Annotated in this window: 12 protein-coding genes; 11 read left to right on the top strand and 1 reads right to left on the bottom strand. The window is 43.5% G+C overall.

Going from position 1 to position 19,891, the window contains the following annotated elements; genetic code table 11:
* The first annotated feature begins 234 nt into the window (after nt 1–234).
* The 11 genes from AHMF7616_RS09690 to AHMF7616_RS09640 all read left to right on the top strand — a co-directional run bounded on the left by AHMF7616_RS09690 (nt 235) and on the right by AHMF7616_RS09640 (nt 18,653).
* Nucleotides 235–2,118: a sensor histidine kinase gene (locus AHMF7616_RS09690; protein WP_115372710.1), complete on the top strand. Its 1,884-nt coding sequence runs from the start codon at nt 235–237 to the stop codon at nt 2,116–2,118.
* Nucleotides 2,119–2,458: 340 nt separating this feature from the next.
* On the top strand, nt 2,459–2,965 hold the full coding sequence (locus AHMF7616_RS09685; protein ID WP_115372709.1) for a 2'-5' RNA ligase family protein: 507 nt from the start codon (nt 2,459–2,461) through the stop codon (nt 2,963–2,965).
* A 639-nt stretch (nt 2,966–3,604) separates the two neighbouring features.
* A complete protein-coding gene (locus AHMF7616_RS09680; RefSeq protein WP_115372708.1) occupies nt 3,605–7,525 on the top strand; it encodes a T9SS type A sorting domain-containing protein in 3,921 nt (1,306 codons plus the stop codon).
* A gap of 631 nt (nt 7,526–8,156) precedes the next feature.
* A complete protein-coding gene (locus tag AHMF7616_RS09675; RefSeq protein ID WP_115372707.1) occupies nt 8,157–10,517 on the top strand; it encodes a PQQ-dependent sugar dehydrogenase in 2,361 nt (786 codons plus the stop codon).
* Nucleotides 10,472–11,722 (top strand): T9SS type A sorting domain-containing protein, encoded by a 1,251-nt coding sequence (locus tag AHMF7616_RS09670; RefSeq protein WP_115372706.1) that lies wholly within the window; start codon nt 10,472–10,474, stop codon nt 11,720–11,722. Before AHMF7616_RS09675 ends, AHMF7616_RS09670 begins: the two co-directional genes overlap by 46 nt.
* Nucleotides 11,723–12,112: 390 nt before the next feature.
* Nucleotides 12,113–14,131, top strand: a complete 2,019-nt coding sequence (locus tag AHMF7616_RS09665; RefSeq protein WP_115372705.1) for a BatA domain-containing protein — start codon at nt 12,113–12,115, stop codon at nt 14,129–14,131.
* Between the two features lies 1 nt (nt 14,132).
* The gene (locus tag AHMF7616_RS09660) at nt 14,133–15,422 is read left to right on the top strand and encodes a dihydroorotase (protein WP_115372704.1); all 1,290 of its coding nucleotides are present in this window, start codon (nt 14,133–14,135) and stop codon (nt 15,420–15,422) included.
* Between the two features lie 31 nt (nt 15,423–15,453).
* On the top strand, nt 15,454–15,966 hold the full coding sequence (locus tag AHMF7616_RS09655) for a DUF4199 domain-containing protein (RefSeq protein WP_115372703.1): 513 nt from the start codon (nt 15,454–15,456) through the stop codon (nt 15,964–15,966).
* Nucleotides 15,967–15,988: 22 nt separating this feature from the next.
* Nucleotides 15,989–16,528, top strand: coding sequence for a DUF4199 domain-containing protein (locus AHMF7616_RS09650; protein ID WP_233507433.1), 540 nt, complete (start codon nt 15,989–15,991; stop codon nt 16,526–16,528).
* A gap of 9 nt (nt 16,529–16,537) precedes the next feature.
* Entirely contained in the window at nt 16,538–17,524 is a 987-nt protein-coding gene (locus tag AHMF7616_RS09645; RefSeq protein WP_115372702.1) for a glycosyltransferase family 2 protein, read from the top strand.
* Nucleotides 17,517–18,653 carry a glycosyltransferase gene (locus AHMF7616_RS09640; RefSeq protein WP_115372701.1) on the top strand — a complete coding sequence of 379 codons (1,137 nt, stop codon included), beginning with the start codon at nt 17,517–17,519 and terminating at the stop codon, nt 18,651–18,653. The genes AHMF7616_RS09645 and AHMF7616_RS09640 overlap by 8 nt, the downstream gene beginning before the upstream one ends.
* A gap of 114 nt (nt 18,654–18,767) precedes the next feature.
* On the opposite strand, the gene AHMF7616_RS09635 is transcribed toward AHMF7616_RS09640, so the two are convergent.
* Complete coding sequence (locus AHMF7616_RS09635; RefSeq protein ID WP_115372700.1) at nt 18,768–19,883, bottom strand: glycosyltransferase family 9 protein; 1,116 nt, start codon at nt 19,881–19,883, stop codon at nt 18,768–18,770.
* Nucleotides 19,884–19,891: the final 8 nt, after the last annotated feature.

Genomic DNA, 19,891 nt, shown 5'->3' with positions numbered 1-19,891 from the left:
GATGAATTAACTAATTGGTAATCAATAGCTTAAATTTAATAAAAAGGAAATGTTCTAATTTTATAATATTTAAAAAAATTTAGCTGATAGGAGGGGATAGGCTAATTTAAAAAAAAAGTAGTTGCTCTAAAGTTTCGTAGAATAATTTCTGGTTTGAAAAGCCAGATGTTCCAAGGGCAGTTAAAGAAATGCACTTGCCAAATATTCTGAATAGCATTTTATAAAATTTCCGTTATGCTGCGATTTGCCTGTTTACGAATGGTGCTTTGTTTTACCGTTGCCTTGTTTATAGGTTCGCCTACTTGCCGGGCGGCAGAACCCCTGACTATTTTACAGGATACCCCGGCCCAGTATACTATTGGAAGAAGTATTTACCTGCTCGAAGATCCAGCGGGCAATTTAACTTTTGAACAAGTACAACAGCGGCAATCTACTTTTGTAAAAAGCCAACAGGAAGCCCCGGTTTATGGCCCGTCTTCGTCGGTGGTGTGGGGGTATTTCCGGGTGCGCAATCAAAGCCAGGAAGCCAAATGGTACCTCGAAATTGGCAGTTCTTACTTGTACGCAGTGGATTTATACCGGCAAAAAGCGCCGGGCAGTTTTGAATTATTACGGGCCGGCGCTGGGCAGCCTTTTCAAAGCCGTTTGCTGAAAACCAATCGTTTGATTTTGCCGCTGCACGTAGCTGCTGGTACGGAACGTACGTTTTACATCCGGTTCCGGAGCCGAAGTATTTTGCGGTTTCCGCTCCAAATAGCTACCATGCCGGTTCTTTACGAAGCCAACCACCGGGCCGATGTTGTAAATGGCATCTACTTTGGTTTGCTGTTCGCCTTAATGATGTACAACTTATTCGTTTATTTTTCTTTGCGGGATAAAGCTTATCTATATTATGTTCTTTTTATTTTTTCGGTAGCGGCCGAAATAGCTTGTATCCGGGGTTACTTGCACGAATGGTGGCCGGAACCCTTGCTGTGGCAGGTAAATACCCGAGTTTTTCTGGGGTTGGCCATCTTGTTTTCTTTGTTGTTTACCAACGCCATCTTGCAGGTGCAGCAAAATTTACCTTGGCTCTACCGGTGGCGCTGGATAATGGTAGCTTGCTTATTTTTGGTTCTATTGCTCAACCTGTTGGGCTTTTACGTCTGGGCCTTTACTACCATGCTGCTCACTTTTATTCCGATTTACCTGTATGTCTACTCGGCCGGTATTCTTATTTACCGCCAAGGTTTTAAACCAGCCCTTTATTATACCTTAGGTTTAGCAGCTTTTGGTGCGGGTATTATTATTTACATCGCCAAAGATAATAATCTTCTTCCGGATACCATTTTTACCGAAAGCAGCCTGCAATTAGGCAACTTTATCGAGGCTGTGGTACTCTCGTACGCGCTCACGAGCAAGTTTAATATGTACAAGCAGGAAAAAGAACAAGTACAAGCCCAGGCCATGCAACAAGCAACCACTTTTTCCCAAGAGCTTATTCAATCGCAGGAGCACGAACGAAAACGCATTGCCGCCGAGTTGCATGATAGTGTGGGCCAAAGTTTAATTTTAATAAAGAACCGCTTATTGCTGCTGCAAAAACAAATAGATAAGCCCGATAAAGTAGCGCTTTATGCCCATGACTTACTGCAAACCGTGGCGCATACAATTGGCGAGATTCGCGGAATTTCGTACGGCTTACGGCCTTTTCAATTGGATCTGCTGGGCTTAACCCAATCCATCCACGGTTTAGCCGAAGAAGTTTCGGAAGCGAGTGGCATTGCTATCCGGGTACAGGCTGATCTGATCGACGGAATTCTTCTGCAGGAACAAGAAATAAATGTTTACCGCATCGTGCAGGAAAGTTTGAATAATATTGTGAAGCATTCCGGTGCCCACCAGGCGAATATTGTTATTGGGCGGGAAGAACAGCAGATAAGAATTATTATCGAAGACAATGGCAAAGGCATGCCAGTAAGTTCAGCCATTGCTACCCCGAAACAAGGCTTTGGCATGCGCGGCATTCAGGAACGCTTAAGCATTTTAGCGGGTAAATTAGTCATAAAACCAGCGGAACCGCACGGTACTATATTTCAGATAACCCTGCCGGTAGCAGCAACTCCGGTTTTAATTTAGTAAATGCATTCCGGTAATTTCCTGGTGATTTAGGCCTGAGCCTACCGTGCCTTCATGCTAAATATAACGCCAGACTTTCTGCCTTTATTACTGTAATACCGCCGCACAAGAGCATTTTTTTAAATTTTACTGTAAACGCTTTGTTTTTTAATCTCTTAAGCTACTTTGGAATATGCCCTTAAAGCCTATTAACTTGCCGGTTCTGGTAAGAAAACACGGAAGTAAGCCTGGGCTGTAAAAATAAAAAGTAATAGTGCTGAATGGATAATAGAAGCTTTTTTAAATCAGCTGAGGGTACTTAAAGCTTTATCTTAATCAAGAGCCTCTCGTAAAAAGAATTATGAACAACCAAACGCCCCGCATTCTTACATTGCAAATTCAGGAGCCGGCCTTTACCTATTTCAATGATTTACGAAAGCAGTATTTTCCAGCGCAACTCAATTACCTGGATGCGCATATTACCTTATTTCATCATTTACCCGCTACCGATGTAATAACCCGCGTTTTAGAGCAAGTAGCGGCTCAGCACGCGGTTTTTCCAGTAGAAGTAACGGGCCTTCTGAAGCTAGGCCGCGGGGTAGCTTTTCAGTTGCAAAGTAAAGAGTTGGTGCAGTTACAAGAATACTTACAACAACAATGGCAAGCATGGTTAATTCCCCAGGATCGCCAAAAGTTTCGTCCGCATATTACGGTTCAAAACAAAGTAAGCCCCGCCGAAGCCCTACTTGTTTACGAAAAATTACGTTCTACTTTTCAAGGTTTTAACATTACCGGGCTTGGTTTAAGTTTATGGGAATATTTAGGCGGACCGTGGCAAAAAATTAAAGATTATGCTTTCTCCGGCTAAACTCACTATAAAAAGGCCAACGTTTAACGTTCTACGGGTACTTTTAGTACAAAGCATCACAGAATGCGGGTTAAGATTTCCAATGCAATCATTTCAGGTTTTTTTTAAATTTAAAGCCCTTAGCTAATCTAAAGCAGCCATCAAATAGTTAAGGCCGTGTTCCGGTTACTTTATCTGGTTACAGCAACTGACAACAATTAAATGTTGCCTGAAATAAGCGAGAAGCAATAAAAAAATTTAAAAAATTAAGGTTTGTTATTTCCGATACGTTGTTTTTAGCCCTGATCTATTTGTAACATCGCTGCTTTTTAGTGCTTGTTTAATTGTTAAGACTTAATCATTTCTTAAAGACAAAATTGAATTTTTCTTTTTAAGTTGTTGCTTTGTAATAAGAATAGTTTTATTTTAGGTGTCTTTTAAAGCGAGTTGTTACGCTACTTTTCTTGGTTCCTGATACTTGCCTGATTTATGTAAGAAAGTATTCCCAGTTCCTCCAGGCTTTATTTAAAGTGTCCATATTTTTTCTGCCGTTCTTCTAAAATCCGGGTCGCTTGCTGTTTATCCGCCTTGGTTTATTGTTAAAACCGAAACAATCTCTTTTGCTCAGGTAACTTAATCCATAATTAACTTAAAAATCGAATGAAAAACATCTGTACTCGTCCACATGTGGTTGTATGCCCCGTGCCTTTTAAAGAATTTATTTTTCTGCTAGTCAGCTGGCTTTTTTTAATGCCTGGTTTTCCGGCAAATGCAATAACTAAAGTAAAAGCAGTAAACCCAAATGCCTCTATCCTGGCCGGGGAAACAATAGCCAGCTTTACTTTAATAAACGCCGATAGCGATACTGATATTCAAGTTATTACGAGCGGCAGTACTATTAACCTCGATGCTTTACCTACTAAAAATTTAAATATCCGGGTAAATACCAGCCCGGCCGTAGTGGGCAGTGTGGTAATGAGTTTAACGGGCAAGCAAACTAAAAGCATCACCGAAACCGGCGCGCCCTACGCCTTATTCGGCGATGTAGGCGGTAACTATCATCCCTGGATACCGGCGGCTGGTGCTTATACCCTAAAGGCTACGCCTTACTCTTCTTCCGGCGGTGGCGGCACCGCCGGTACTGCTAAAACCATTTCTTTTACCTTTGTTAATGGCCAGCAGAACTTACAGGTAAATTTTCAGGATCCGAATACCGTACCCCCTACCAATTGGTTGCGCGATTATGGGCAGCCGTATGGTTTGCGCACCGGTTCCTACCAAGGCAGTAACTTAACCTACGGCTGGAAAAAACGCATTGATGGCAGCTTACTTAATTTATCGGTGGGAGGCAACACTCCCGGTAATGGCCGCAACCGAAACATGCCCGCTGATCCCTTGCTGGCCACGCTCATGCACATGCAAGCTGATGATATTGCCGGTAATTTTGATGGCACCAAGGCCGAAGGGTATTGGGAAGCCAAAGTGGGCAACGGGATTTACGATGTTACGGTGTCCGCAGGAGATGCGGGAGTATATTCTTTCCCGGAAAAGCACAGTATAAACGTTGAAGATGCGCAGGCCATTAAAGATTTTATACCGGTGGGGGCCGCCGGTAGCCTGACCCGGTTTAAAACGGCCACAGTCCGGGTAACAGTTTCGGATGGCAACTTAACCATTGATGCCGATGGCGGTATAAATTCTAAAATAAATTCCGTGAAAATTGTACCTTATTCCACAGGTGCTTACACGTATTGGTCCGCCAATGAACTACAAATTACCACAGAAAAAGGCAGCTCCAGCGCTAATAAAACTTTCTCTCTGGATATAGGCAACTCCAGCAACCGTAACGATCTGCAATACACGGTATCGGCGGTTTATGGGGCTGGGGCCAGTGGTTGGTTAAGCTTTAATACCACGCATACGGGCGCGGAACCGAATGTTACTTTTAATTACGCGGCTGCGCAAAATTTGCCGATAGGTACGTATAAAGCTACCATCAATGCCATTGCTTCTGGTTTTACCACCGGTAGTGTTACCATTCAAATGAATGTAACGGCTCCCCGGCCTTATGTGATTTCTTCTACCCCGGCCAATGGCGCTACTAATGTAAATGTAAATACCTCCAGCATAGCGGCTAATAATTTATTTGTACCTGAAGTAGCCGGGTACCAAGGAGGCGTAGATAACAGTACCATTACCAGCAGTACGGTAAAATTATTAAAAGTAGTAGGCTCCAGCACCACGCAAATACAAGGCGTAGTCCAAGGTACCGGCGGGGGCGATGCTATCAGTTTTTCACCCACTTTTGCGTTAGAACCCAATGCTACGTATAAGTTTGTCATTACGGATGGCGTAAAATCGTTCAGTAAAGCTTCTTTTATACCGTACACCGCTACTTTTACCACGGGTGCCGCCATTGAGCCAACCGATCCTATTGCAGTAGAATTTACCAAAGTTCCTATTGTAAGCACACAAAATAAAAAATATTCGTCGCTTAAGATTGGCCCTGATGGTAAATTATACGCGTTGCTGCTGAACGGTAATCTGGAGCGTTATACCATTAACCGCCCGGATGGTACCTTAACTTTTCAGGCCAGCATTTCTACTCTACCAAATAAATACGGCGGGCGCTCCGCCATTGGGTTAGTGTTTGACCCATCCTCTACTGCTTCTAACTTAATCGCTTATGTATCGCATTGCTCCTCAGGGTTAACCGGCGCACCGGAGTTTGATGGTAAAATTTCAAAATTAACCGGGGCTAATTTGGGCACGGAACAGTTATTAGTAACAAACTTGCCACGTTCGGCGAAAGATCACTTGGTAAACAGCCTGGTATTTGGTCCGGATGGAAAATTATACATCTCGCAAGGGAGTAACAGTTCCATGGGCGCTTACGACGGCTCGTGGCAACGGACGGAAAGTTTACTATCCGGCGCCGTCTTGAAGCTGGATCTGGCCAAGCTCGGCAACACTACTTTAGATGCCCGCACTACTACCAACCAGAGCGTCATCAATGCGGCTCCGTCGAGTACGGCGAAGATGTCGGATGGGAGCTATAATCCGTATTCATCCGCTTCCCCGCTGACGATCTATGCTTCGGGCGTACGCAACGCGTATGATTTAGTGTGGCACAGCAACGGGCAGCTGTATGCGCCGGCCAACGGTTCGGCCGCCGGCGGGAATACTCCTGCTTCGGTTTCCGGTACGCGCCGGCCAGATGGCAGTCGTTACAGTGGTCCGTATGTACCGGCAACCAGTGGGGTGCAGGTGCAGAACGACTGGTTGTTCCGCATCAAACAAAACGGCTATTACGGCCATCCGAACCCGCTACGGGGCGAGTACGTGGTTAATCGCGGCTTCACCGACAACCCCAAATACCCTAGCGATGTTAGTTCCGATATAAACTACCGGGGAGCCGCTTTTAATTTTGAGTTAAACCGTTCGCCGAACGGGGCGATTGAATACAAGAGTAATGCTTTTAACGGCGCTTTAAAGGGCAAACTGCTGGTGTGCCGGTTTAGCGGGGGCGGCGACTTAATTGTTTTGGAGCCAAAATCTGTAACACCCGGCAGCAGCGACGCTGATTACGATATTCAAGTAGGTTACCCTGGAGCAGGTACTACGGGTTTAGTGGGTATGTCGGGTTTTATTAATCCGTTGGATGTAGTGGAAGACACGCAAACCGGAAATCTGTACGTGATTGAATTTAACTGGAACAACATTCCGGATAGAAAAGCGCAGATTACTTTATTACGGGTAAGCAGCATATCGGATGAGGAAGGTTTTGCCACTGCTTTCCCGGAGAAAATTACAGCAACCGAAGTTGTAGGCGTTACCAATACCAGCACTACGCGTAATACCCAAAAATCTCTTGCTTTGCAGCAAAAAGTAAAAGACAAAAAAGATAAAGAGGAGGAAGATGATTTGCCAGATTTATCCCGAGTGACTAAACATCCTGTAACCATTTCTAACACCGGCCGGGGCAATTTAAAATTAAAAAACTTAGGTATCGTGGGTGAAAATGCCGGTGAATTTCAGTTGTTTGGTCAGCCGGATGCAAAACCAAATAAGCCGGTTAAAATCAGAAAAAACAGCTCGGTAACCTTCAACGTGGCTTTTTTTCCAACATCCAAAGGTTTAAAACGTGCTAAACTGGAAGCAGTGAGTAGTAAAAAGAAGCAGGATCAATCCGTTTCCGTGGAATTAATAGGTTTGGGCATTACCTACGAGGGGATTGATTCTGCTGCCATGGACGCTATTTTGGATTCTGCTGCTTATGTTGCGCGTAGTCTAACGCAAAAGGTAAATGCTAAAGAACCTAAGTTAAGTGTTTACCCCAATCCTAACCAAGTAGGATCTAAGATATACGTGGATTTAACTGATTTTGGCGCGAAAGAAGCCGTAACGTTGAGTTTATATGACACCTTCGGGCAGTTATACCAAGCTAAAACTATACGGGTAGACGAACAGGGAGTAAGCTCGGCCGAAATGCCGGTAAGCAAAAACATGAAACCGGGTATCTACATTATTAAAGCCACTAGTTCTTCTGGACAGAAGCAAACTAAAGTAGTATTGGAATAAAGGACTATTTAGAACAGAAAACAAAGAATGTAAAAAGGAACGGCACCAGCCGTTCTTTTTTTTATACTTAAATTTTAAATTTTCTACTTTGGTGGTTCTGGTAGAAAGCAATGTAGCCGCTACGCTTTAATAAAGCCTAAAATTTTTCCTTATTCACCAATCTTAAGGTTAAATAAGGAGTAATATCTAATTAAGCCTACAAGCAAAATCCGTATTTATCACCATATCCGAAAGTTTCAGATACTCATATTAGTAAAGCCGATTTAAATTAACTGCATTTTACTTAGTATATAAAATCCGTATTAATACTGGAAGTTTTACTAGAACCCAAAAGAACTTATTACGTTTAAAACCCGTTAAGACTAGCTTAATAAGTGTATTATTTTAATTATAGATAGCATTAATGTGGATAAAATTCAAATAAAGTCTTTTATTTTTTAAAATCTTTTATAAAAGATATTTCACTTTTAACCTCTCCCATCAGCACCCTACTATTCTTTCCCTTAAATGCACTCTTTTTCATAGTATTTTTTCATCTAAGATGCTTTGTTTTTTAAATTTTTAGTCCTTTTTGGATGAAGTATTAATTTTTTATATCACACTTTAAGTTATACCATCAATTTTCCTCAAAATGAAGAAAAAATATACGCATCATCTTTTCCCTATTGGTTCTTTTTATTACAAAAAATTAGCTCTCTTGGTTATCGTTTTCATGATGACTTTGCCAGCTTATTCTCAATTATTAAAAGTTAATTTCCAGGATCCGAAATCAGTGCCGCCATCTGGCTGGAACCGCGATTATGGCCAGGCTTATGGTTTACGGAACGGTGCTTATCAAAGTGGTAATCGTACTTATGGCTGGAAGAAACGCTCCGATGGCAGCTTACTAAATTTAGCGGTGGGGGGCAACACTCCCGGCAACGGCCGCAACCGGAAAATGCCCGCTGATCCACTACTGGCCACGCTCATGCACATGCAAGCCGAGGATATTGTAGGGAGTTTTGATGGCACCAAAGCCGAAGGTTATTGGGAAGCCAAAGTAATTAATGGTATTTACGACGTGGTGGTTTCGGCCGGAGATGCAGGAGTGTATTCTTTCCCGGAAAAACATAGTATCAACGTAGAAGGCGCGCAGGCTATTAAGGATTTTGTGCCTACGGGTGCCGCCGGGGCCAGTACCCGTTTTAAAAGTGCGACTGTTCGGGTAACCGTAACCGATGGCAACCTGACCATTGATGCCGATGGCGGCGTGAATACTAAAATCAATTCCGTTCGGATTGTGCCTTACTCTTCGGGTCCTTACACGTATTGGTCCGCCAACGATCAATTATTAAGCGTTGAAAAAACCAGTTCCAGTACTACTAAAACATTTTCGCTGGATCTTAGTAATTCCACGAACAAAAGTGTGCAATATACGCTTTCTGCTGTTTACGGTACTGGTGCCAGTAATTGGTTAAGTTTTAATAAAACCCACACCGGTACTGAACCCAATGTTACCTTTAACTATACTGCTGCACAAAGTTTGCCCATAGGTACGTATAAAGCTACCGTTAATGCGGCTGCTTCGGGTTATACCGCCGGTAGTGTAACTATTCAGGTTAAAGTAAGTGCTCCTAGGCCTTATGTAATTTCTTCTACCCCGGCCAATAAAACTACTAATGTAAGCGTAAATACGTCCAGCATTGCGGCCAACAATTTGTATGTACCCACGGTATCGGGTTATAAAGGTGGGGTAGATAACAGTACCATTACCAGCAGTACGGTAAAATTATTAAAAGTAGTAGGCTCCAGTACCACACAAATACAAGGGGTAGTACAGGGTACCGGCGGGGGCGATGCTATCAGCTTTTCACCCACTTTTGCGTTAGAACCCAATGCTACGTATAAGTTTGTCATTACGGATGGTGTAAAATCTTACAGTAAAGCTTCTTTTATACCGTACACCGCTACTTTTACCACGGGTGGCGCTCTGGAATCGCAAGACCGCATTGCGGTAGAGTTTACGAAAGCTCCAATCCCGGGTACGCAAAAAAAGAAATACACTTCGTTAGCCATTGGGCCCGACGGTAAGTTTTACGCTTTGCGCTTGGATGGCGCCATTGAACGGTTCACCATTAATCATAGCAATGGTACTTTAGGCAACCAGGCGGTAATTAGTACAGCCTTATCGGAGAAATACGGCGGACGTTCCGCCATCGGGCTAGTGTTTGACCCATCTTCTACTGCTTCTAACTTAATTGCTTACGTATCGCATTGCTCCTCCAAGTTAGAGGATGCTCCTACTTTTGATGGTAAGATTTCAAAATTAACGGGATCTAACCTTACTACAGAACGTTTGCTAGTAACAAACTTGCCACGTTCGGCGAAAGATCACTTGGTAAACAGCCTGGTATTTGGTCCGGATGGGAAATTGTACATCTCGCAAGGGAGTAACAGTTCCATGGGCGCTTACGACGGCTCGTGGCAACGGACGGAAAGCTTACTATCCGGCGCCGTCCTGAAGCTGGATTTAGCTAAGCTCGGCAACACTACATTGGATGCCCGCACTACTACCAACCAGAGCGTCATCAATGCGGCTCCGTCGAGTACGGCGAAGATGTCGGATGGGAGCTATAATCCGTATTCATCCGCTTCCCCACTGACGATCTATGCTTCGGGCGTACGCAACGCGTATGATTTAGTGTGGCACAGCAACGGGCAGCTGTATGCGCCGGCCAACGGTTCGGCCGCCGGGGGAATACTCCTGCTTCGGTTTCCGGTACGCGCCGGCCGGATGGCAGTCGTTACAGTGGTCCGTATGTACCGGCAACCAGTGGGGTGCAGGTGCAAAACGACTGGTTGTTCCGCATCAAACAAAACGGCTATTACGGCCATCCGAACCCACTGCGCGGAGAATACGTGGCTAACCGGGGGTATAAAGATAATTCCCGATATGCCAGCTCGGTTGTGGCCGATCCTAATTATCGGGGAGCCGCCTTTAATTTTGAATTAAACCGTTCGCCGAACGGGGCGATAGAATACAAGAGTAATGCGTTTAACGGCGCTTTAAAGGGCAAGCTGCTGGTGTGCCGCTTCAGCGGGGGTGGTGATATTATTGTTTTGAAACCGGGTTCGGTGGTAAAAGGTAGCACCGATGGCCAGTACAACATTACCGAAGATTATACTGGGGCAGGTACCAGTGGCTTAGTGGGTATGTCGGGCTTTATCAATCCGCTGGATATTGTGGAAGACACGCAAACCGGTAATTTATACGTAATAGAGTTTAACTGGAACAACATCCCCGATAGAACCGCCCAAATTACCTTGTTACGGGTAAGTAGCCTATCCGATGCGGATGGTTACGCCTCCGCCTATCCCGAAAGAATATCCGCTACCGAGGTAGTGGGTGTTTCAAATATACCTGCTTCCGCCCAAAGAGTAGCTGTAACCTCCGCGGCTAAAAAAGATAAGGACAAAGACAAAGATAAAGACAAGGATAAAGGTAAAGACAAGGATAAGGATAAAGACAAAGATAAGGACGATGATGATGGCGATGATGATCTGATTGACTTATCGCGGGTAACCCGTCATTCTGTAACTATATCTAACACCGGTCGGGGTAATCTGATGCTGAAAAAATTAGAGTTAACCGGGGAAAATGCCGACGAATTTAAAATTTTAGATCAGCCGGATGTAAATCCGAATAAACCTATTAAGATTCGGAAAAACAGTTCTATAACCTTCAACGTTGCTTTTTATCCGAAATCTATTGGTATAAAACGGGCCAAGTTAGAAGCGGTTAATAATAAAAATAAGAAAGGTCAATCGGTTGCAGTTGATTTAGTTGGATTGGGCATTACGTACGAAGGAATCGACTCGATAACGGTAGGTGGTTTATTGGATTCGGTGGTGCAGGTGGTTGATGATTTAACCAGTAAAGTTGGGGTTAAGGTGCCAAAACTCACCGTTTACCCGAATCCTAATCCGGTTGGATCGAAGATTTTTGTGGATTTAACCGGCTTTGGTGCCCAGGAAGCAGTAACGCTCAGCTTATACGATACTTTTGGGCAGCTGTACCAGGCAAAAACCATTCAGGTAGATGGACAAGGAGGTAACTCCGTTGAAATACCGGTAAGCAAAAACATGAATCCAGGTATCTACATAATCAAAGCCACCGGTTCCTCCGGACAAAAGCAAACCCGGGTAATTCTGGAGTAAAATTATTCTGGCAGAATACTTAAAATTTAAAAAAGGGCTATCCAAAATAGCCCTTTTTTATTTATTTAAATAATGGGCAGTCAGTAACTATTAAGGCTAAACAGACGGGCCAAACTACTCTTTTTAAAATCCGTTAATGAAACAGGATAAGGCTTCGAAGCGAGAAAATTAATACTACTTACTGCTATTAAGTTTACCACAGGCTATAACTAAGCAAGTGAAGTAAAAATTTTAAAAATAAGGCTTTCCATCAATTAGATCAGCTTTTACTATATCTAAAGCATTACACCACACGTTGGTTTAGTAGGCCGGCCTATATTTTAAATATAACTTTCGCTTATTACCGGGTTTTTTGTAACTTGATTTTTCATCAGAAATAGATTTTGATCAATGAATTTTCTGTTTCCTTCTTTTTTATTCGCTTTATCCGCCATCTCTATTCCCATTGTTATTCATTTAATTGAGTTAAGAAGGGCAAAGCGCGTGGTATTTACCAATTTAAACTTTATTAAAGAAGTAAAAAACGTGACGGCCAGCCACCGGCAACTCAAACGTTGGCTCGTTTTACTTGCGCGCATATTGTTTATTATTTTTCTGGTATTGCTTTTCAGCCAGCCCTACCGTTCTACCGGCAACCAGGCAGCCTTATCTACTAACCGGGCCAAAGTATTCGTCGATAATTCGTTTAGTATGCAGAACGAAGCCACGGATTCCGAAAATTCTTTATTGCAAACCGCCCTGGAGCAAGCCAATCAGATTGCCCAGTTGTTTCATGTTAATTCTTCTTTTCAGCTAGGCACCCACGCTAAACTTTCGTACGTTGATTACAGTAAGTCCGATTTTTTAAAGCAAATAAACAGCATCAACGAATCGGCCAACAACCGTTCCCTGGCCTCTGTTTTTGCCTGGTTTAACCTGGAAGAAGACCGGAAACCTTACAAAGGATTTATTATTTCGGATTTTCAAAAATCAAGTTTAAAATCAGCCAACTTGGTTATTCCGGATTCAATTAATGAATATTACCTGGTGCCCGTGCAAAGCCAGAACCACCGGAATGTTTTTATTGATACGGTATATAGCGAAGATGCCTTTGTGCGGCAAAATGAAAACAATGTGTTGCAGGTAAAACTGCGGAATGCCGGTAACGAAGAAGCGAGGGATTGCCAGGTTAAATTTTTCATCGGCAACAAACAGGTATCGGCTTTAAGTGTAGATGTGCCGGCTAACAAAACGGTGCCTTTTAATTTAAATTACCGCTTAACCACCAACGAAACCGCTAATTGCCGCCTGGTGATAGAAGATTACCCTGTTACCTTTGATAATACCTACTACTTTAATTTAAAACCCTCCGAAAATATTAAAATTCTGGAGGTAAATGGCCAAAGTTTAATGGGAGATAAGTTATTTACCAACGAAAATATTTTTAAATATTCTGCCTCTTCCTACAACAACATCAACTATAAGCTAATCGGGCAAGCTGATTTAATTATTTTAAACAGCCTAGAAGAAATTGATGCTCCCTTGGCCGACAACCTGCGAACTTTTGTGCAGGAAGGAGGCAACGTAATTGTGGTTCCGGCGGCGAAGGCCAATGTTGGTTCTTACCAGGCTTTTATGCGTAAACTGCAGCTATCAGCGGTACCCGCCAGCGGAGGGAATCAGCCAAATCGTAAAAGTTTATTAGCCTACCCGGACACGCGCAATCCATTTTTTCAAAATATTTTCAGCGAACCCAGCCGCAATACCATATTGCCCAGTGCTACTAAAACCTGGCGGTGGAACCGGTCCGCCAGCGATATTTTATTCTTTAAAGAAGGCGGCAGTTTTTTATCTTCCTTCCGGTTAGGCAATGGCCAGATTTATTTGTTTGCTTCGCCGCTTACCGAAGAATCTTCTGACTTTCAAAATAATGGTTTGTTTGTGCCCGTTATGTACAAAATGGCCATGCTGAGTTCGCGGCAACAGCAACCCTTGGCTTATTCGTTAAACAACCGGATTTTCGCGGTGCCTTTAAAGCAAGATTTACCCGCCGACCAAGTCGTGCAACTTCGCAAAGACAGCGTTACGTTTATTCCGGAACAACAAGCCCGTAAAAATCAGTTGGTATTGGGCATTCCCGCCGAAGCTAACCAGGCTGGCTTTTACGACTTGGTGCAACAGGGTAAAGTAATGGCTACCTTAGCTTTTAACTTTGATAAACGGGAGTCTGATTTAAAGCAATTCACGGTGCCGGAACTGCGCAACGCGGTGGCCGGGCAAAAAAATGTGCACGTATTAGATACCTCTAATGCGTTAAACTTACAAAGAGAGTTAACTAACGAAAATTTAGGTGTGCCGCTTTGGAAATATTGCCTAATATTGTGTTTGGTTTTTATGTTCACCGAAATTTTATTAATCCGTTATTTCTAACATGCAGGTACTACTGAAATCAGTTAAAGTAATTGCTCCCGCTTCCGAATTTCATCAACAAACCGTACATATTCATATTAAGGATGGCGTAATCAGTAGTATTTCCGCTGATTTACCCGCTGTAGATGCCACCATCACCACCATTGAGCAACCTGGTTTATGCCTATCGCCGGGGTGGCTCGACATGAATGCCTGGGTTGGGGATCCGGGATTAGAACATAAGGAAGATTTACAAAGTGCGGCAATGGCGGCGGCTCAGGGAGGTTTTACCGAAGTGATTTGCTTACCGAATGTCGAGCCGGTGCATCAAACCAAAAATTCCATCCGGTACATTCAAAATCAGTCGCGGTTTTTGCCAGTAAGCTTCCATGCATTTGGCGCCATAACCACCGACGTGCACGGGAAAGAGTTAACCGAAATGATTGACTTGCACGAAGCCGGGGCGGTGGCTTTTACGGATGGTTTACAACCCGTGCAACAAGCCGATGTTTTAGTTAAGGCCTTGCAGTACGTGCAGTATTTCAACGGGCTAATAATCCAGAAGCCCGAAAATACCAGTTTAACCCAGCACGGTTTAATGCACGAAGGGGTAGTGAGCACGCAGTTGGGGTTAAAAGGAATGCCCCCATTAGCCGAAGAAGTAATAATAGCCCGGGATTTAAAGTTGTTGCGCTATACCGGCGGGCGTTTACACTTTTCCTTAATTTCTTCTGCGGAAGCCGTGCAATTAATCCGGGAGGCCAAACAACAAGGTTTAGCGGTAACCTGCGACATGGCTGCCTACCAAACAGCCTTTACCGATGCCGAAATGCTGCCCTTTGATACCAATTTTAAAGTAAATCCCCCTTTCCGAACCCAACAAGACCAAGAAGCCTTGCAGCAAGGCTTACAGGACGGCACCATTGACGTATTAGTTTCCGGGCATCGGCCGCAAGATCCGGAATCTAAAAACCTGGAGTTTGATATGGCGGAATTTGGCATAACCAGCCTGGAAACTGCTTTTGCCGTAGCCAATACCTACCTGAGTCCGGTAATTGGGTTGGAAAAGGTATTGACCAAACTGGTGGAAGCGCCGCGCTTTATTTTAAATATGCCCGTACCCGAAATTAAAACCGGGGAAATCGCTAATGTAACCTTGTTTCATCCAGCGCAAAACTGGGTACCTACCCTTGCCACCACCGCTTCTAAAAGTTTAAACCATCCGTTTTACGGCCAGCATTTACAAGGCCAGGTATTCGGCATTATTCATAAAAACCAATGCGTGTTTAATCCTAATTTTGGTCTTTCTTAGAAGGTTTTTTTAAATTTTTTCTATTTTCTAAATGTTTGAAAAACCTATTTTCCGCGTTGCTTTACGGTACGGGGCCTTAGCGGCGCTGGCGAGTTTTATTATATTGGTGTTATTTTATGTAGCCGGTAAAAATCCTTATGGCCAGAATGGCTTTTACGCTTTGTTTTTGCTACCGGTATTTCTGGTATTGGGTACCGGGTTTTTAAGACGGAAAATAGATCCGGAACTTAAATTTTTTAAAGGACTTAAGTTTGGTTGGCTGGTAACGCTCATCGCGGCTGTTACTTTTGGAATTTTGGTCTATGCTTTCACGAACTTGGCTGGTACGCATTCTATTCAAAAACATGTTCAGGAAATGAAAGCCATGATGGAGCAGAATAAAGCGCAATTTTTAAAATTACCGAATGGCCAGCAAGCTTATCAGTATAATTATGAGCAGTTAGATTTAATTACGCCCCAAACCTTAATGCTCGATAATTTTATTAAATTATTGCTAATAGGCTTTTTATTTTCCTTTGTATCCGCTACATTTTACCGAAAATAAACCTATAAACCGCTAAACTGTTATGAATGAGACTTTAACTACTGCTCCGGTGGTGCCCTCTAAAAATGCGATTGCCCTTCGTTACGGAATAATTTGCGGCGTCATAACCGTGGTTTATTCCCTTATTCTGAATATCACGGAACTGGCCTTGACACATCAGGTATTAGGATGGATTTCGTTCTTAATCGTTATTGCCGCTATTGTAATGGCGATGCGGGAATTTAAACGGCAAAACCAAGGATTTATGTCTTATGGCCAAGGCTTAAGCATTGGTACGATCGTGGTTTTGGTATCGAGTGTATTGGGTGGAATCTTTACTTATCTCTACGTAACCATAATCGATACCGGGTACATCGAAAAAATGCGCAACTTACAGGTGGCCGAATTAGAAAAAAAAGGCATGACCGATGACCAAATTGACCAGGCTATGCGGATTACCGACAAAATGATGACGCCTACCATGATTCCTTTAATGGCTATTCTGGGAGGCCTGGTTTTAGGTTTTTTATTATCATTAATTATTGCGGCCATTATCAAGCATAACCGGCCCGAGTTTGAATAACCAAGTTTGATGCAACAACCCGATTTAGATATATCGGTAGTCATTCCGCTTTTAAACGAAGAAGAATCATTACCGGAACTTACCCAATGGATTAGCCGTGTCATGCAAATGCACGGCTATTCTTATGAAATTATCTTGGTAGATGATGGCAGTACCGATCATTCCTGGCGGGTTATTCAGGATCTTTCGGCCGTAGAACCCGCGATCAAAGCCATCCGGTTTAATCGGAATTATGGCAAATCGGCGGCTTTAAACGTGGGTTTTAAAGAAACCCGCGGCGAGGTGGTAATTACCATGGATGCTGACTTGCAGGATAGTCCCGACGAAATTCCGGAATTATACCGCATGATTAAAGAACAGGAATACGACCTGGTTTCGGGTTGGAAAAAAAAACGTTTTGACCCTTTATCCAAAACCATTCCTACCAAGTTATTCAACGGCGTTACCCGCCGCATTTCGCGGATTCCGTTACACGATTTTAACTGCGGGTTAAAAGCTTATGACCAACGGGTAGTAAAAAGCATTGATGTGTACGGCGAAATGCACCGCTACATTCCGGTAATTGCCAAGTGGAACGGTTTTAAAAACATTGGCGAAAAAGTAGTACAGCACCGCGAACGCCAATACGGCACCACCAAATTTGGGCTGGAGCGCTTTGTTTACGGCTTCCTGGATTTGCTTTCGATTACTTTTGTTTCGCGGTTTAAAAAGCGGCCCATGCACTTTTTCGGCACCATGGGCACTTTGTCTTTTTTAATTGGTTTTTTTATCACCATTTGGCTGATCGGCGACAAAGTGTTTAACTCGTTTTACCTGCACCAACGCACCCGCGACGTAGTGGCCCAGCCTTTGTTTTTTTTAGCCCTAGTGGCTCTGGTAATCGGGGTACAACTTTTTCTGGCCGGCTTTCTGGCCGAAATGATTTCCTTAACCGGAAGCCGGAAAAATGAATACTTAATCCGCGACCAGATTGGCTTATTACCCACGCATGTCTAAAATCATCCTAATCGGGCCTGCTTATCCTTTGCGGGGTGGTTTGGCCACATACAACGAACGATTAGCCCAGGCCTTTCAGGAAAACGGCGATGAAGTAGAAATAATAACCTTTCGTTTGCAGTACCCGCATTTCTTGTTTCCGGGGCAAACCCAATATTCCACGGAACCGGCTCCGGCAGGTTTAAATATAAAAACTTTAATTAACTCCGTGAATCCTATTTCGTGGTTCCGGACGGGCAATTACCTTCGGCGGCAAAAGCCCGATATTCTTATTTTCCGGTTTTGGCTGCCTTTCATGGGACCAGCCTTCGGCACGATCGCCCGGCTTGTAGCCCGCAACAAGTACACTAAAATAGTAGCTATAACGGATAATGTTATTCCGCACGAAAAAAGGCCGGGCGATTTACCACTAACCCGGTATTTTCTGGCCGCTTGCCAGGGGTTTGTAACCATGTCGGAAGAAGTACTGCAACAACTACAACAACTACAACCAAAAAAATTAAAAAAATACCACCCGCACCCCTTGTACGATAACTTTGGCGAACCTGTCCCAAAAGAAGAAGCCAAAAAATTCTTGAAGTTAAATTCCCAGTTCCATTATATTTTGTTTTTCGGTTTTATCCGGGCGTATAAAGGATTAGATATTTTATTAAAAAGTTTTGCGGATCAAAGACTAGTCGAGCTCAAAAATTTAAAATTAATTATTGCGGGCGAGTTTTACGAAAGTCCGGAGCCCTACGAACAGCTCATAGCGCAATACCAATTAGAACCGCGGATGGTGCGGGCTACGCATTTTATTCCGAATAGCCAGGTGAAGTATTATTTCTGCGCCAGCGATTTGGTAGTGCAGCCCTACAAACACGCTACCCAGAGCGGCGTTTCCCAAATTGCTTATCATTTTAACAAACCCATGGTGGTTACCAACGTTGGGGGCCTGGCCGAGTTAATTCCGGATGGGAAAGCGGGTTATGTAGTGCCGGTAACTCCCGAGGCCATTACCGAGGCTATCCAGGACTTCTACCAAAATCAGCGCGAAGCTTATATGACGAAAGAGGTAGAAAATTTAAAAAAACAGTTCTCCTGGAGCAGTATGGTGCAAACGCTTAAACAACTCGCCGACCAACTCTAATCGGTGCTAGGCAAAAGCTGAATCCGCTATGATTTTCTTTCAAAACTTTTCAAAAGCCTCTAGCAAAGCTGTAATTTTAAAAAACAGGTTCACTTGCTTTATAAAATTATTGAACTACTGCTTTTCACCAGCAGGAGTAACAACCGGATCAAGTGTGTCTTTTACAGCCTGAGCTACTTTAATCGCGGGTAGATCTTCCATGCACGAGGTGCCAAGTTTACAGGTCCCGCGGTAAAAGCATTCGCAGGTTTTATCAGGCTGAATAATCTGGCCCCGGCCGTATAGTTCGAATTCGTAGGGGTTAAAGATGTTGTTGAGCAATACCATTTTTTTCTGCAACGCTATAGCAATGTGCATGGCCATGGTTACCTGCGTTACAATTACATCCATCTGGTACATTAAATTAATAAATTGCTCCAGTTTAAAGTACCCTAAGTACACGGCCTGGGTAGCGGCCTGCAAGCGTTTATTGCGGGCATCTTCCGACTCGCCGCCCAGTAATACTACCGTGTAATTTTTTTGCTGCAATAAACCAATCAGTTCTACCCACTTTTCATCCGACCACAGCCGGGTAGTCCAACGGTCGCCACAGCCGGTATTTAAACCCACTACAGGTTTGCTTTGGTTAAAAGGCCACGTAAAACCTTTATCCTGATGATTATTAAAAATGTACTCTTCGTGGTTAAATTGCCAGCCGCAGATTTCAAAAATTTCTTCTACGTACGATTTCTTGTTTTCTAAACTGAGCTGATCAAATATCCCGGTTAAATATTTATGGTTGGCTAAGGAATTAGAAGGGTACGCCACGCCGTTGTGCAAAGTATAACCAAATTTATTTGCGGCCCGGATAGAATCGTGTAAGGCACAAGCTTCTTTGTCTTTGTCCAGGTTAAACAAAATATCAAAGCTGGTATTCTGCAGATATACTACCGAAGCTAGGTCAAATTTTAAAATTTCTTCTATTTCGCTGGCAGGCAAAATGGCGGGAGTGTGCGTGAGCCAGGTAATTTTGGCTTGCGGATACGTAACCCGTATTTTCCGGAGTAAGGGCGTAGTACGAATCACGTCCCCAATGGCACCTAACTTAATAATTAAAATGCGGGTTTGAACAGGCGTATACACCGGGCAATCAGCACATACGTACCCCGATTCTTTATTTGGTGTACAAGGCACATCTCCCCGAAAATAGATGCAATCGGTATGTACCGTAACCCCGTTAATCACTGACATTTTTTAAA

Source organism: Adhaeribacter pallidiroseus (assembly GCF_003340495.1).
Lineage (GTDB): Bacteria > Bacteroidota > Bacteroidia > Cytophagales > Hymenobacteraceae > Adhaeribacter > Adhaeribacter pallidiroseus.
Note: the sequence above shows the minus strand (reverse complement) of the source record. Positions and strands in the feature narration are given on the sequence as shown.